At 68.7% G+C, this 14781-nt stretch carries 17 protein-coding genes; 7 read left to right on the top strand and 10 right to left on the bottom strand.

Annotated elements, in window-relative coordinates; genetic code table 11:
* Positions 1 to 7: 7 nt before the first annotated feature.
* Positions 8 to 1189, bottom strand: a complete 1182-nt coding sequence (locus G6N31_RS26640; RefSeq protein WP_098002771.1) for a zinc-dependent alcohol dehydrogenase — start codon at positions 1187 to 1189, stop codon at positions 8 to 10.
* Between the two features lie 132 nt (positions 1190 to 1321).
* On the opposite strand from G6N31_RS26640, the gene G6N31_RS26635 reads away from it, so the two are divergent.
* Entirely contained in the window at positions 1322 to 1894 is a 573-nt protein-coding gene (locus tag G6N31_RS26635; RefSeq protein WP_098002770.1) for a hemerythrin domain-containing protein, read from the top strand.
* Positions 1895 to 1958: 64 nt separating this feature from the next.
* Here G6N31_RS26635 and G6N31_RS26630 read toward each other — a convergent pair whose 3' ends face one another.
* Together G6N31_RS26630 and G6N31_RS26625 are read right to left on the bottom strand one after the other, a co-directional pair.
* Positions 1959 to 2816, bottom strand: coding sequence for an SDR family oxidoreductase (locus G6N31_RS26630; protein ID WP_098002769.1), 858 nt, complete (start codon positions 2814 to 2816; stop codon positions 1959 to 1961).
* 62 nt (positions 2817 to 2878) lie between these two features.
* Entirely contained in the window at positions 2879 to 3403 is a 525-nt protein-coding gene (locus G6N31_RS26625; RefSeq protein ID WP_098002768.1) for a DUF6328 family protein, read from the bottom strand.
* A 107-nt stretch (positions 3404 to 3510) separates the two neighbouring features.
* Between G6N31_RS26625 and G6N31_RS26620 the strand changes: the two genes are divergently transcribed.
* Positions 3511 to 3786, top strand: coding sequence for a DUF4235 domain-containing protein (locus G6N31_RS26620; RefSeq protein WP_098002767.1), 276 nt, complete (start codon positions 3511 to 3513; stop codon positions 3784 to 3786).
* Positions 3787 to 3852: 66 nt separating this feature from the next.
* A complete protein-coding gene (locus G6N31_RS26615) occupies positions 3853 to 4107 on the top strand; it encodes a hypothetical protein (RefSeq protein ID WP_133117669.1) in 255 nt (84 codons plus the stop codon).
* Positions 4108 to 4132: 25 nt separating this feature from the next.
* Here G6N31_RS26615 and G6N31_RS26610 read toward each other — a convergent pair whose 3' ends face one another.
* Positions 4133 to 4999: an alpha/beta fold hydrolase gene (locus G6N31_RS26610; RefSeq protein ID WP_098002765.1), complete on the bottom strand. Its 867-nt coding sequence runs from the start codon at positions 4997 to 4999 to the stop codon at positions 4133 to 4135.
* A 37-nt stretch (positions 5000 to 5036) separates the two neighbouring features.
* Here G6N31_RS26610 and G6N31_RS26605 point away from each other — a divergent pair, with 37 nt between their 5' ends.
* Both G6N31_RS26605 and G6N31_RS26600 read left to right on the top strand, forming a co-directional pair.
* Positions 5037 to 6908: a propionyl-CoA synthetase gene (locus tag G6N31_RS26605; protein ID WP_098002764.1), complete on the top strand. Its 1872-nt coding sequence runs from the start codon at positions 5037 to 5039 to the stop codon at positions 6906 to 6908.
* Between the two features lie 83 nt (positions 6909 to 6991).
* On the top strand, positions 6992 to 7456 hold the full coding sequence (locus G6N31_RS26600) for a DUF4383 domain-containing protein (RefSeq protein WP_098002763.1): 465 nt from the start codon (positions 6992 to 6994) through the stop codon (positions 7454 to 7456).
* A gap of 7 nt (positions 7457 to 7463) precedes the next feature.
* Here G6N31_RS26600 and G6N31_RS26595 read toward each other — a convergent pair whose 3' ends face one another.
* From G6N31_RS26595 to G6N31_RS26570, 6 genes are all read right to left on the bottom strand, one after another.
* Positions 7464 to 8084, bottom strand: coding sequence for a hypothetical protein (locus G6N31_RS26595; protein WP_098002762.1), 621 nt, complete (start codon positions 8082 to 8084; stop codon positions 7464 to 7466).
* 86 nt (positions 8085 to 8170) lie between these two features.
* Positions 8171 to 9109 (bottom strand): Ppx/GppA phosphatase family protein, encoded by a 939-nt coding sequence (locus G6N31_RS26590; RefSeq protein ID WP_098002845.1) that lies wholly within the window; start codon positions 9107 to 9109, stop codon positions 8171 to 8173.
* Positions 9106 to 9597, bottom strand: a complete 492-nt coding sequence (locus tag G6N31_RS26585) for a DUF501 domain-containing protein (RefSeq protein ID WP_163722401.1) — start codon at positions 9595 to 9597, stop codon at positions 9106 to 9108. Before G6N31_RS26585 ends, G6N31_RS26590 begins: the two co-directional genes overlap by 4 nt.
* The gene (locus G6N31_RS26580; RefSeq protein ID WP_163722399.1) at positions 9590 to 10276 is read right to left on the bottom strand and encodes an FtsB family cell division protein; all 687 of its coding nucleotides are present in this window, start codon (positions 10274 to 10276) and stop codon (positions 9590 to 9592) included. The genes G6N31_RS26585 and G6N31_RS26580 overlap by 8 nt, the downstream gene beginning before the upstream one ends.
* 3 nt (positions 10277 to 10279) lie before the next feature.
* The gene (eno, locus tag G6N31_RS26575; protein ID WP_098002760.1) at positions 10280 to 11569 is read right to left on the bottom strand and encodes a phosphopyruvate hydratase; all 1290 of its coding nucleotides are present in this window, start codon (positions 11567 to 11569) and stop codon (positions 10280 to 10282) included.
* A gap of 79 nt (positions 11570 to 11648) precedes the next feature.
* Positions 11649 to 12380: a lytic transglycosylase domain-containing protein gene (locus G6N31_RS26570; protein ID WP_098002759.1), complete on the bottom strand. Its 732-nt coding sequence runs from the start codon at positions 12378 to 12380 to the stop codon at positions 11649 to 11651.
* 187 nt (positions 12381 to 12567) lie between these two features.
* Here G6N31_RS26570 and efeO point away from each other — a divergent pair, with 187 nt between their 5' ends.
* Both efeO and G6N31_RS26560 read left to right on the top strand, forming a co-directional pair.
* A complete protein-coding gene (gene efeO / locus G6N31_RS26565; protein WP_098002758.1) occupies positions 12568 to 13488 on the top strand; it encodes an iron uptake system protein EfeO in 921 nt (306 codons plus the stop codon).
* Complete coding sequence (locus G6N31_RS26560) at positions 13485 to 14744, top strand: Dyp-type peroxidase (RefSeq protein ID WP_098002757.1); 1260 nt, start codon at positions 13485 to 13487, stop codon at positions 14742 to 14744. Before efeO ends, G6N31_RS26560 begins: the two co-directional genes overlap by 4 nt.
* The last annotated feature ends 37 nt before the right edge of the window (positions 14745 to 14781 follow it).

The following is a 14781-nucleotide window of genomic DNA, read 5'->3' as shown; positions in this document are numbered from 1 at the left end:
GCCCTGTTCAGGGCTTCAGGATCACCTTGACCGCACCGTCTTCCTTCTTCTGGAAGATGTCGTAGGCGTGCGGCGCCTCATCGATCGGGACCACGTGTGTGGCGAAGGTGTCCACGCCGAGCGGGTCGGAGTCGGTCAGCAACGGCATGATGTCGTCGACCCATTTCTTGACGTTGGCCTGGCCCATCCGAAGCTGGATCTGCTTGTCGAACATCGTCAGCATCGGCATCGGGTCGGCCATCCCGCCGTAGACGCCGATCAACGACACGGTGCCGCCACGACGCACGCAGTCGATGGCGGAGTACAACGCATCGAGACGGTCGACGCCGGCCTTCTCCATGAATGGCTGGGCCACCGCGTCGGGCAGGAAGGAACTGGCCGTCTGGGCGGCGTGCGCCACCGGCGAGCCGTGCGCCTCCATGCCCACGGCGTCGATCACCGAGTCGCTGCCGCGTCCCTGGGTCAGCTCACGGATCGCGTCACCGAGCGAACCGTTGAGCTCGCGCAGGTCGACGGTCTGGATGCCGCGCGCGGCGGCGCGCGCCAGTCGCTCGGGCACCAGGTCGACGGCGAACACCTGGAAACCCTTGTGCTGGGCGATGCGGGCGGCCATGTCGCCGATCGGCCCGAGACCCAGCACCGTGACCGTGCCACCCTCGGGCACAGCCGCGTACTCCACGGCCTGCCACGCCGTCGGCAGCACATCCGAAAGATAGACGAAGCGCGAATCCGGTGGTCCCTCAGGGACTTTGATGTGGGTGAACTGCGCCTGCGGCACCCGCAGATACTCGGCCTGGCCGCCGGGTACCTGGCCGTAGAGCTGGGAATAGCCGAACAGCGCCGCGCCCTTGCCCTGGTCGCGGACCTGGGTGGTCTCGCACTGGGTGTAGAGCTGCTGGTCGCACATGAAGCAATGCCCACAGGAAATCTGGAACGGGATGACGACGCGATCACCCACCGACAGATTCGTCACCTCGGGACCGACTTCGCGCACGATGCCCATCGGCTCGTGGCCGAGAATGTCACCTTCTGACATGAACGCGCCGAGCACCTCGTAAAGGTGCAGGTCCGAACCGCAGATGTTGGTCGAGGTCACCTCGATGACGGCGTCGGTGGGCTCTTCGATCTTGGGGTCGGCGACGTTGTCGACGCGCACGTCGCGCTTGCCGTGCCAGGTAACTGCCTTCATGCGGGTCTGCCTACCCTGCGAAGAGGGATTCAAACGCAGAGCCGACTACCACACACTCGCGTTTTTCGGCGCAGATCCGCGGGTAAACGGCGATCACACAGCCCAAAACCATTCCTCAGCAAGGAGATCCACGTGACTGCACCGACAATCGCGTCGGCGCGCGACGTCGTCGACTACCTCAAGACCCAGCACGAGACGATCCGGAACCTGTTCATCGAGACCCTCGACGCCGCCGATGCCGGCAGCCGGGAGGAGTCGTTCACCCGCCTGCGCACCATGCTCGCCGTTCACGAGACCGCCGAGGAGATGGTCGTGCACCCGCGGGTCCGGCGCAAGATCGACGACGGCGACGCCATCGCCGACGACCGGTTGGCCGAAGAGCACGATTCCAAGGAACTGCTCAGCGACATCGAGAAGCTGCCGATCGACAGCGCAGAGTTCAGCAAGGCGCTGATCCACCTGCAGGCCGCGGTGCTCGAGCACGCCAAGAATGAGGAAGAGCTCGAATTCACCGCGCTGGAAGCAGAACTCAGCGACGACGAGCTCGCCAAGCTCGCCGATGCTGTCGCGCTCGCCGAGAAGATCGCGCCGACCCATCCGCATCCAGGTGTGGAATCGGCCGCGGCCAACTTCGTCGCCGGGCCCTTCGCTTCAGTGCTCGACCGTGCGCGAGACGCGCTGGGTGGTGTGTTCGCCCGCAAGTAGACAGCGTGCAGCATCGAACAGCCGGTGGATTTCCACCGGCTGTTCGGCTGTACGGCGGTCTCGCTCAGCCCGGCAGGGTTTCCCCGCCGATAGGCGCCAGCACTTCGCCGCTGTAGTACGACGAGAGCCGGCTGGCGGCGAAGAACACGTAGGACGGGGCGATCTCGTCGGGCTGGGCGGCGCGCCCCATCGGCGTCTGCTCGCCGAATCCTTCGGTCTTGTCCTGCCCCATCGTCGCCGGGATCAACGGCGTCCACACCGGCCCGGGTGCCACACAGTTGACCCGGATGTTCCTGTCGACCAGCGACTGTGCCAACGAGTAGGTCAACGCGTTGACCGCCCCCTTGGTCGCCGAGTAATCAATTAGCGTCTTGTTGCCGCGCAGCCCGTTGATCGAACTCGTGTTGATGATCGCCGACCCGTCCGGCAGATGTTTCAACGCCGCTTTGGTGACGTGGAAGAAGCTGTCGATGTTGACCGAGAAGGTGCGCCGCCACTGCTCGTCGCTGATCTCGGTGAAGTCGGAGATCGGCGACTGAAACGCCACGTTGTTGACCACGATATCGAGTCCCCCGAGCTGTGTGACCGCGTCCTCGACGACGGCCCGGCAGTGGCCCGGGTCGGCGAGGTCACCCGGCAGCGTCACCGCGCGTTGCCCGGCCGTTTCCACCAACGACGCGGTGTGTGACGCGTCGTCGTCCTCCTCGAGATACGCGATCGCGACGTCTGCGCCCTCCTTGGCGAACGCCACCGCCACCGCCCTGCCGATGCCGGAGTCTCCGCCGGTGATCAGCGCCCGCTTGCCGGCCAGTAGGCCGGTGCCGACGTAGTCGCGCATCTCGTCGCGCGGCTTGTCGGCCATGTCGGCGGTGTCGCCCGGGTATGGGATCACGCCGTCGGGTGTCACGTCGTCGCCAGCCATTGCGCCTCCTCGGGTGTCGTCCGCGCCGCATACCCTCGGCCGCGCCCACGAAACGCGGCGCGCTACGGCGTGGGCGGCGACGGCTCCGAGCGGCGCAGACCCAGCCGCATACCCATCGGCAGCAGCAGCCAGAACGCGCCGAACACCACCAGGGCGCTTCCGCCGGCGATCAAGGCGGGCACGGTGCCCACCACGGCGTAGAAGATGATCATCGTCATTCCGGAGACGGCCAGTCCGAGCAACAGCACACCGGCGTAGGCGCAGCGGTGCGACGCCAGCACCAGGCTGCGCAGCCGGTGGCGGCGGAACAGCAGCCGGTGCATGGCCACCGGCGCGACGAGCAGCGCCGTCGACAACACCGCCGTGCACACGGTGACCAGATAGACCACCCGCATGGGTCCGCTCAGGACATCGAAGCGAGTCTGGAACGGCAGGGTCAGCAGGAACCCGGTGAGCACCTGAACGCCGGTCTGGACCACCCGCAACTCCTGCAGCAAGCTGTTCCAGTTGCGGTCCAGCCGTTCCATCTCGGTTTCCCGACGACCACGGTAAAGGTGCTGCTCCTCGCGGTGATCGTCGCCGGCCATAGGGCGATCCTGGCACGTCAGCTGTGGCGCAGGCCAGGTTTGACGATGGCACGGTCGGGTAGAGAGACGATCAGTCCGCCCTGCGCCGCAGACACATTGGAGTGACGATGAGCAAACTCTCCCGATCGCTGTTCACACCGCTGTCGGTAGCCACCAGCGTCGGCGGCGGCCTGCTGGCCAGCGCCGTGTTCACCCGGATCTGGAAACACATCGGCGACAACGACAACGAGCCGCCCGATCCGAAAGACCTGCAGCAGCCCCTCGTGGCCGTATTCGCAACCGCGGCGCTGCAGGGCCTGATCATCGGTGTGGTGCGTGCGGGCGTCCAGCGGGCCAGTGCGCGCGGTTACCAGGCGCTGGCCAACGAACCGCCGCCGTCCTAGAGCTCTCAAAGGAAATCCACAGAAAGCGGTGAGCCGGTTCTTAGCTGAGGTGTCCATTGTGGAGCTATGTCCACAACGGTTGCCCCTCGTCCCGGCATGGGTTTCCGTCCTTCGTGGCGGTTTCCCCGCACCGCGTCCCTGACATTGCTGGCCAGCGCGGTGACCATGCTGGTCGCCACGACCGCACCGCTGGCTCCGCTCGTTTACTGGCTCCTCTCCGGACTCGCGCTCACCGCAGCGTTGGCCGTGCTGGTGGTCGGCGAGAGGTCCTGGGAACGCAGCGTCGACCGCGCCCGCGCGGCCGGCATCGTCGCCCGCTGACCTCGCGGGATAGCGGGCAAGTGAGCTACCGCGCCGGGAACTCCTCGGCCAGAGCGATCAGCTTGGCGCGCACCAACTCCGGGCGCTCGTCGAGGATGAAATGGCCGCAGTCGGTGTACTCGACGGTGTAGTCGTCGGCGCGCGCGGTCTCCGCCGACGCGAGGTCGGGGTGGATGGCGTCGTCGTCGGTGCCGAACAACGCGCGGATCGGCACCGTGGCACGCCGCGACTCCCCGTGGCGTGCCACGGTGGGAACCTCGTGCAGCAGGAACGTCCGGTAGGTGTCACGCGCGGTGCGGGCCACCAGCGGATCGCGGAACCGCTCGGTGTAGACCCGCGCCGTCTGCGGATCCACCTCCGACACCCGGCGGTAGACGATGTCCAGGAACGACGTGCGGGTCTGCACCGGCACCCCCGCGAATGCGATCAGCGGCTGGTACATCAGGAACCGCCACAGATGCGGTGCGAGCACCTTCGGCGGCACCCACAGGTGGGCGATGTTGAGCGGCATGTACGCGTCGATGCGGTCCGGGGCCTGCAGCGCGACCAGGAAGCCGATGTAACCGCCCCAGTCGTGCCCGACCAGCAGCACGCGGTCGAGGCCCATCGCGTCCATCAACGCCACCAGGTCGGCGGCCACGTCCTCTTTGGCCCAGCGGTGCGGCGCCGCTCCAGACCAGCCGTAGCCCGGCAGGTCGGGTGCGATGATCCGCAGCCCCGGGGGCGGATCGCCCAGCAGGTCACGGTAGACGTAGTGGTGCTGCGGCCAGCCGTGGAGGGCGAGCACGGGCCGGCCGTCCTCGGGGCCGGACTCGGTGACGTGGAATTTCACGCCGCGCGCGGACACGTAGTGGCGGCGGACGCCGGGAATCTCCGGGGGTTGGCTCGTCATGGCCCTGAGACTAATCCGAACGGTCTACGGTTCACCCATGCCTGGGTATCGCGAACTCTTCGACGCCAGCATCGACGACCCCGAGCCGTTCTGGGGCGACGCGGCCACGGCCGTGACGTGGACCAAGCCGCCGCAGCGCGTCCTCGACGACAGCAATCCGCCGTTCTATCGCTGGTTCCCCGACGCCGAACTCAACACCTGCGCCAACGCGCTGGACCGCCATGTCGACTCCGGTCGCGGAGACCAACCGGCGCTGATCTACGACTCGGCGGTCACCGACACGAAACGCACCTACACCTACCGCGAGCTGCTCGAGCACACGGCGCGGTTCGCCGGGGCGCTGCGCGGCCTGGGTGTGGGCCGCGGCGACCGCGTCGTCATCTACATGCCGATGATCCCCGAGGCCGTGATCGCGATGCTGGCCTGCGCGCGGCTGGGCGCGGTGCACTCGGTCGTGTTCGGCGGGTTCGCACCCCACGAACTGGCGGTGCGCATCGACGACGTGCGCCCGACGGTGGTCGTGTCCGCATCCTGCGGCATCGAACCGGGCCGCGTGCTCGAGTACAAGCCGATGCTCGACGCCGCGATCGGCATGGTGGACCATCCACCGCGGCACTGCGTGGTGGTGCAGAGGGACCGGCAGCGCTGCGAGCTGATCGAGGGCCGCGACTGGGACTGGGCGGATGTGATGGCGGCCGCCACGCCCGCCGACCCGGTGCCCGTCGCAGCGACCGACCCGCTCTACGTGCTCTACACCTCCGGCACCACCGGTAAACCCAAGGGCATCGTGCGCGACAACGGTGGCCACGCGGTCGCGTTGCTCTGGAGCATGCGTCACATCTACGACGTCGCGCCGGGTGAGGTGTTCTGGGCCGCCTCGGATGTGGGCTGGGTGGTCGGCCATTCCTACATCGTCTACGCGCCGCTGCTGCTCGGCGCCACCACCGTGCTGTACGAGGGAAAGCCGGTCGGCACCCCCGATCCGGGCGCGTTCTGGCGTGTCGTCGCCGAGCACGGCGTCAAGGTGCTGTTCACCGCCCCGACGGCGATCCGCGCGATCCGCAAGGAGGACCATGAGGCCGAACACGTCGGCCGCTACGACCTGTCCTGCCTGAAGTATCTGTTCCTGGCCGGCGAACGCCTCGACCCCGACACCTACCACTGGGCGTCGGCGAAGCTCGGCATCCCCGTCATCGACCACTGGTGGCAGACCGAGACCGGCTGGGCGGTGGCAGCCAATCCCGTGGGCGTGCAACGGTTTCCGATCAAGCCAGGTTCGCCCACGGTTCCCATGCCGGGCTATGACGTGCACGTCCTGCACGACGACGGGTACGGCTGCGACGCCGGCCAGGAGGGGGCGATCTGCATCCGGCTGCCGCTGCCGCCCGGCACACTGCCCACGCTGTGGAACGCCGACGCCCGCTACGAGGCGTCGTATCTGTCCGAGCATCCGGGGTTCTACCTCACCGGTGACGGTGGCCATTTCGACGAGGACGGCTACCTGTTCGTCATGGGCCGAATCGATGACGTCATCAACGTCGCCGGGCACCGCCTGTCCACCGGAGCCATCGAGGAGGTCCTCGCGACGCACCCGTCGGTCGCCGAGTGCGCGGTGATCGGCGTGCCCGACGACATCAAAGGCCAAGTGCCGCGGGGACTGGTGGTGGTCAAAGCCGGCGCGGACACCGACGGCCTGGCCGACGAGCTGGTTGCGCTGGTGCGCAGTGAGATCGGCGCCGTCGCATCGCTGCGGATCGTCGACGTCGTCCCCGCTCTGCCCAAGACGCGGTCCGGCAAGATCCTGCGCAAGACCATGCGGGCCCTCGCGGCCGGCCGCGACGAACCCGTGCCCTCGACGATCGAGGATCCGTCGGTGCTCGACACCTTGCAGACGATCCTGCGCGGCTGAGAGTGTGCCCGCGGGTGTGATCCCGCGCCTGATGGGTATCTCTACCTGCACGCACGTCAATAGCGACGTGAGGGGAGGTGGGGATGTCGACAGAACCGAAGTACATGGCCGTGCAGGGTGCGGCGGTGCTCGTAGCGACGGCGCTGACCCTCACCGGAATACTCGGCTTTGTGCCCGGTGTCACCGCCAACCTCGGCGAAATCAGCTGGGCAGGACCGCAGTCCGGCGCGGCGCTGTTCGGCAGCGTCACCGTGTCGGTGGCCGCCAACGCCCTGCACATCCTGGTCGGGTTGTGCGGCTTCGCGCTGGCCCGCACCTACGCCGCCGCCCGTGCCTACCTGCTCGGCGGCGGCCTGATCTACTTCGCTCTGGGCTGCTACGGGTTCGCGGTCGACTACGGCCGGCACGTGCTGCCGCTGAACTCGGCGGCCAACTGGCTGCACGTGGTCGCCGGCGCGGTGATGGTGCTGTTGGCCGTCACCCTGGCCGGGCAGCACGATCCCACCCGTCGCCGCCACCTGCGGGTGCGCCGCGCCGCCGCCCGGTAGCGCGGGGTCAGACCAACTCGGGCACCCTCAGGTGCGCGATCGCCAACTCGAAGTCGCACTCCTCCACCGTGTCGGCGCCGGTTTCCTCGGTGGTGGCGTCTCGCAGCCTGTCGAGCTCACCGCGATGACGCTCGAGCGCCTCGACGCTGTCGTAGGCCGACGACACCACCGCGCGGGCGGCGTCTCGGTTGATCAACAGACTTGTGCTGCAATGTCCCTCGAGTTCGTCGAGGACGGGCAGCACCCGATCTTTGAAGATCTCGATGCCCGGCTCGATCCGGCTCGGGTCGATTCTGACCCAGGTGACCCGGACGCGGGCGCCCTCGTGGCTCTCATGATGGCGATGCATCACCGCGATCTCCCAGTCGGCCACCTCCATGGTGCCGCCCAAGATCTGCGCTGCGCGGTCGCGCACCTCGCGCACCAGCGGTGCGCTGGCGCGTATCGCCTCCTCGGACTGCCAGGACGTGGTCGCGATGCAGCGTCCCGTATTGCGGTCGACCAGCAGTGACAGGCCGACGAAGCCGTGCAGCTTCTGCACCACCGGCATCACGGATTCGCGGATGTTGGCTATCCCGTCGTCGACTGACGACGGCCGCCCCCAGACGGTCGTTGTTCGTGCAAACACAATCTGCCTCCTTTCGCCGAGGCAGCGTCGTGACGGCGCTGCCGTCGGAGCCGATTGTCCTCCGCCCGCGGGCTCGCAGCAATAGCTCAGGCGATCGACAGCGCGATGCCGTCGAGGATGTCGTGCTCGCTGACCACCAACTCGTCGATGCCGGCGCGCTCGCCCAGCACGGCGGCCAGCTCCTGCACGATCAACGCTCCCCCGCCGATGACGTCGACGCGACCCTCGTGCATCGGTCCGAGCGCCGCACGCTGCTGACGCGTCATCGACAGCAGCTGATCGCAGACCTCGAGCAGATCGTCGAAGCGCACCCGCGAGAGGTGGATGGCCTCGGAGTCGTAGGTGGTCATCTTGTGGGCCAACGCGGCCAAGGTCGTCATCGTGCCGGCCACCCCCACCCAGGTGTGCGCCTGCTCGACCGGCACCACACGCAGTGCCTCGTCGAGGGCTTCGCGGACCACCGCCCGCGCCCGCTCGATCTGTTCGCCGGTCGGCGGATCGGAGTGCAGGCACCGCTCGGTCAACCGCACACACCCGATATCGGTCGAGAAGCCTGCGGTCACGTCCTGAGCGCCCAGAACCAACTCCGTCGAGCCGCCACCGAGGTCGACGACGAGGAAAGGCGCTGCTGCAGCGTCCAGTTCGCCGACAGCGCCGCGGAAGGACAGCTCGGCCTCCTCGTCGCCGGTGATCACCTCGGCGACCGCGCCCTCGACCACCTCGCCGAGCACCTGCGCCGTCATCGCGAAGAACTCGTCGCGGTTGGCGACGTCCCGCGCCGCGGAGGTGGCCACCATCCGGACCGCACCGACCTCGTGCATGCGCATCGTCTCGGCGTAGCCAGCCAGCGCCGCCTTGGTGCGCGCCAACGCATCCGGCGCGAACTCGCCGGTCGCGTCCACGCCCTGACCCAGCCGGACGATGCGCATCTCCCGCACCACGTCGGTGAGCGCCCCGTCGGAGACGTCGGCGATCAACAACCGGATCGAGTTGGTGCCGCAATCCACCGCGCCGACTCTGGTCATGTCCACCGCTCCCGATCCAGTATCCCGGCCATCGCCGGTTCGCTTGCCAGTACCGCCAACGCCTCGTCGCCGAACGGATTGACCCCCGGCCCCTTGGCCAACGAATGCGCAATCACCACGTGCAGGCACTTGACCCGGTCGGGCATGCCGCCGCCGGAGAACGTCGTACCCAGCGGTTCGATCGCGTCCCGCTCGGCCAGATACGACTCGTGGGCCCGCCGGTAGGCGGCGGCCAACTCGGGGTCCTGCGCCAGCCGTTCGGTCATGTCGCGCATCATCCCCGATGATTCCAGCCGGCTCGCCGCCGCCGTCAACGCCGGGTGGGTCAGGTAGTACAGCGTCGGAAACGGAGTTCCGTCAGGGAGTTTCGGCGCGGTCTTGACCACTCCGGGTTCACCGTTGGGGCAGCGGTAGGCGATCTCGAGCACCCCGCGCGGCGCACGGCCCAATTGCGCCGCGACAGCCTCGAGGTCGGCCGGGTCAACCACCGGGCGGGGGCGCGGCGGGCGGCGGCGCGGCCGGCCCGGGCGGGGGCGTCGGGGCGGTAATCGGGCGTGGCACATCGGAAATCGTATTCCACAGCGCCGTGTACCAGGGATCGCTGCTGACGCCGGCTTCGGCCGGCTCACCGGCCGGCGACCCGGGAGCCGTTGCGCCGGGAGGCAACTGGACCTGATAGGGGATTTCTCCGGGCAGTACGAAGCCCAGCCGCTCGCGGGCCTGCGCGGCGATGTACACCGGGTCGGCGAGTTTGGCCTTCTGTTCCTCGAGCTCGGCGATCTGCTCGCGCAGCTGCGCCTCGCTGGCCTGCAGCTGCTTCATCTCGGTGCGTTGCGAGAAGTACGTCCGCACCGGTCCGGCGATCGTCAGCGTCAACACACACACGACCGCCGCGAGGATGGCCGCCCGCCGTGCCGCGGATCCGAAGCGCTGCTCGGCGGCCGCCTCGGCGGAGACCAGGATCGACTCGCGGACCGACCCGGTGGCCTTGGTACCGGAGTCACCCTCGAAGGTGGCCAGCTCCTTGCCGGGCTCCCCGCTCTTGGCCTCGCGACGAGCCGACGTGCCCCGCGGCTTGGCGCGTCCGCCGTCGGTGGACTTACCCGGCCGGGTGGGCCGGGACGCGGGCGTCCGCCGACGGGGATCGGGCCGTTTCGCTTCGGGCACGGGCTATTTGGTGTCCAACGAGAAGCGCGGGAAGGCCAGGTCACCGGCGTAGCGGGCGGCGTCGCCGAGCTCGTCCTCGATGCGCAGCAGCTGGTTGTACTTCGCGACGCGTTCACTGCGCGCCGGGGCGCCGGTCTTGATCTGACCGCTGCCGACCGCGACCGCGAGGTCGGCGATCGTGGTGTCCTCGGTTTCGCCGCTGCGGTGGCTCATCATCGTCTTGTATCCGGACATGTGGGCCAGTGACACCGCGTCGAGAGTCTCGGTCAGCGTCCCGATCTGGTTGACCTTGACCAGCAGCGCGTTGGCCGCACCACGCTGGATGCCGTCCTCGAGTCGCTCGGGGTTGGTGACGAACAGGTCGTCGCCGACGAGTTGGACGCGGTCCCCGATCGCGGTGGTCAGCGCGACCCAACCGTCCCAGTCGTCCTCCGAGAGCGGATCCTCGATCGACACCAGCGGGTAGGAGTCCATCAGCTGCTCGTAGAACGTCGCCATCTGCTCGGCGGTGCGGGTCTGCTTCTCGAACGCGTAGCCGCTGTCCTTGGTGTAGAACTCCGTGGCCGCGACGTCGAGCGCGAGCGCCACCTCGCTGCCGAGCTTGAGGCCGGCGCCGTCGATCGCCGAGCCGATCAGATCCAGCGCCGCCGAGGTGCCGGGCAGGTCCGGGGCGAAGCCGCCCTCGTCGCCCAGCCCCGTGCCCAGGCCCTGCTTCTTGAGCACCGACTTCAGCGAGTGGTAGACCTCGGCGCCCCAGCGCAGCGCCTCGCTGAATGATGGCGCACCGATCGGCGCGATCATGAACTCCTGGACATCGACGCCGGTGTCGGCGTGGGCACCGCCGTTGATGATGTTCATCATCGGCACCGGCAGGATGTGGGCGTTGGGCCCGCCGATGTAGCGGAACAGCGGCAGCTCCGCCGACTGCGCTGCGGCTTTGGCGACCGCCAGCGACACCCCGAGGATCGCGTTGGCGCCGAGCCGGGACTTGTCCGGGGTGCCGTCCAGGTCCACCAGCGCCTGATCGACAAGCCGCTGCTCGTCGGCTCCGAGCCCGATCACCGCCGGCGCGATCTCGTCGAGCACCGCCTCGACGGCCTTCTGCACGCCCTTGCCCAGGTAGCGCGCACCGCCGTCGCGCAGTTCGACGGCCTCGTGCTCGCCGGTGGAGGCGCCCGACGGCACCGCGGCGCGGGCGACGGAGCCGTCGAGCAGGCCGATCTCGACCTCGACGGTCGGGTTGCCCCGGGAATCGAGGATCTCGCGGGCTGCGACCTGCTCGATGATCGGCACTGTTGTCTCCTTGGTGTCGGGTCCGGTGGTGGTTGATTGTGCTAGAGAGCCTAGAGCCTGCCCCGTGGGGCGGCCCTGCCTAGAGCGGCCGCCCGTCGGCGTAGGCCGTCGCCCAGTCGCGCACCGTGCGCACGTACTGCTCGGAGTTGTTGTAGGCCAGCACCGCGTTCATCCAGCCGCGGGGTGTGTCGAGGTCCTTGCCGCTCCAGCACAGATAGCCCGCCGCCGACAGCGCCGCGTCGTCGATGTTGTCGGCGCTGATGTCGCCGTCGTTGTTGGCGTCCACGCCGTAGAGCCGCCAGGTCTCGGGGATGAACTGCATCGGCCCCATCGCGCGGGCGAACGGTTCGTCGCCGTCGTGGCTGACCGAGTCGTTGTCGAGGATCTCCAGGTTTCCGGAGGTGCCGTCCAGCAGGACCCCGCGGATCGGCGGGTCGACGTCACCGTTTCTGGCCACCACGGCGCCGCGATAGGTGCCGTGGTGGCTTTCCACCTGCCCGATACCGGCCAGCGTGGTCCATTTCAGGTTGCAGTCGGGATTCTCCACCTCCGCGACCCGCGCGGCATAGGCGTAGGCCTCCAGCGCCGTGACGGGGATGCCCAGCGCAGGAGCGCGCGCGACGGCCCAGTCGTGGAGCTGGTCGGCGGGCCGGCCGGCGGCGTAGGTGTCGATCTGCGGGACCGGGTCCCCGGCCGGGGGCGGGATGCCACGCGGGATCGGCGAGCCCAGATGCCACGAACAGCTCGCCGCCATGAGCAGCGCTGTCGCGCCGATCACGGCAATCGCCTGCAGCCAACGCACCCGCGTCACCGGACTCCTCAACCCACTTCGGACGTAGCCCATGGTCCCATGCCTCCGGGGATGGTCGGTCCGACACACCCGTCCCGGGGCCCTGACGTCACGAAGTGCGGGTACCCGTCCCGACCGGTGGATTAGGTTTGCCTACTCTCACACTGTCCAGACGTGTTAGGTTGCGCGTCGACTACGAGGAGGTTCCATGAGGCGTCATCATGCCTGGCCAGCCACGGTCGCCGCGCTGGCGTTGATCCTGTCCGGCTGCTCCGGCGGCTCGGGCGGCGACGACACCGACGACACCACCACCAGCACCACGACGACGTCGGCCGCCGCGGCGCCCGATCCGCTGGTCGAGCAGGCCGCGACCCAGTACAAGGCCTACGTCTCCGGGCAGATCGACGAGCTCGTCGGCGTGGTGAAGGTGTTCACCGACGCGGTGCGGGCCGGGGACCTGCAGGCCGCCCAGGACGCCTACGCCCCCTCCCGGATGCCGTGGGAGCGCATCGAGCCGATCGCCGGCCTGGTCGAGGAGATCGACGGCAAGATCGACGCCCGGGTGGACGACTTCGCCGGCGTCGATGATCCCGAGTTCACCGGCTGGCACCGCCTGGAGTACATCCTCTTCGAGCAGAACACCACCGAAGGTGGCGCGCCGTTCGCCGACCAGCTCGACGCCGACGTCGCGGCACTGCAGGATCAGTTCGCCGCGGTCGAGGTCGAACCCGTCAACGTCGCCACCGGCGCGGCCGAGCTGGTCGAAGAGGTCTCCGAGGGCAAGATCACCGGCGAAGAGGACCGCTACGCCAAGACCGACCTGTGGGACTTCGATGCCAATCTGCAGGGCGCCCGCGAGGCGGTCGGCACGCTGAACCCGGCGCTGACCGAGGCTGATCCGGCGCTGCTGGGCGAGATCAACGCCGGGCTCGACGCCGTCTACGCGACCCTGCAACCTCTGCGCCAAGGTGACGGCTGGGTGCTGTTCTGCACCGAAAACGATCCGTACCCGTCGGCGCGCTGCCCCGAGGTGACCGTCGAACCGCAGACCATCGACACCCTCAAAGCCCAACTGGCCGATCTGTCGGAGAACATGTCGCAGGTCGCCGGGGCGCTGAAACTGCAGTGATCGAACGGCCGCGACGTCCGGGCCTGTCCCGCCGCGGATTCGTCACCGCGGTGGCGGGCGCCGGCGCCGCGGCCGGCGCGGGCGCCCTGGTCGGGTGCTCGGGCCGCGCCGGCGCTCCGGCCGCCGCGCCCGCCGAGCGGTTCATCCCGTTCGAGGGGGCGCACCAGACCGGCATCACGGCGCTGCCGATCCCCAACCAAGGCCTGATCGCGACCTTCAACGTGTTGTCGAAGGACCGCGCGGCATTGGCGTCGACGCTCCGCGAACTCACCGACGAGATCCGCACGCTGATGGCCGGTCATCCCCCCGAGGTGCGTGATCCCGCGTACCCGCCGGTGGACTCCGGGATCCTGGGCGAAAAGCCGCCCGCAGACAACCTGTCGATCGTCGTCAGCGTCGGCGCCTCGCTGTTCGACGACCGCTTCGGGCTCGCCGACCGCACACCGCGGGACCTGGTCACCATGCCGTTCCTGGCCAACGACCGCCTCGACCCGAAGCTGTCCCACGGCGACATCGCGATCCTGTTCGAGGCCGGGCACAGCGATACCGTCCAGTTCGCGCTGCGCCAACTCATGCGTCGCACCCGACGCGATCTGGTGCTGCGGTGGATGATCGACGGCTATGCACGCGGCATCGGCGCGGGCCGCGCCTCGGAGGCCGCCACCCCGCGGAACCTGATGGGCTTCAAAGACGGGACCGCCAACCTCGACGCCGCCGACGGCGCGGTCATGGACCGGCACGTTTGGGTGGGCCCCGACGACGGCGAGCCCGAGTGGGCCGTCGGCGGTTCGTACCAGGCCGTGCGCATCATCCGGATGTTCGTGGAGTTCTGGGACCGCACGCAACTGGTCGAGCAGGAGGCGATCTTCGGGCGGGCCAAGGTCAGCGGCGCACCGCTGGGACGCGACGGCGAGTTCACCGATCCGGACTACGCGTCGGACCCTGACGGGAAGCGCATTCCGCTCGACGCACACATTCGGCTGGCCAACCCACGGACACCGCAGAGCGACGAGAACCTCATTCTGCGCAGAGGATTCAACTACTCACGGGGATTCGACGGCGCGGGACGCCTCGACCAGGGCCTGGCCTTCGTGGCCTATCAGCGCAGTCTGGAGAAAGGCTTCCTGACTGTGCAGCGCCGACTCAAGGGCGAACCCCTCGAGGAGTACATCCTGCCGGTCGGTGGCGGGTTCTTCTTCGCGCTGCCGGGCGTCACCGGTCCCGACCGGTTCCTCGGGGACCGACTGGTCGACTGATCGACATCCGCGAAAGTGCTGCCACGGTCGTGATTTC

It is taken from the genome of Mycolicibacterium duvalii, from assembly GCF_010726645.1.
Taxonomy (GTDB): Bacteria; Actinomycetota; Actinomycetes; order Mycobacteriales; family Mycobacteriaceae; genus Mycobacterium; species Mycobacterium duvalii.
The sequence above is the reverse complement of the archived record's forward strand: the minus strand, read 5'-3'. Positions and strand labels throughout refer to the sequence as shown.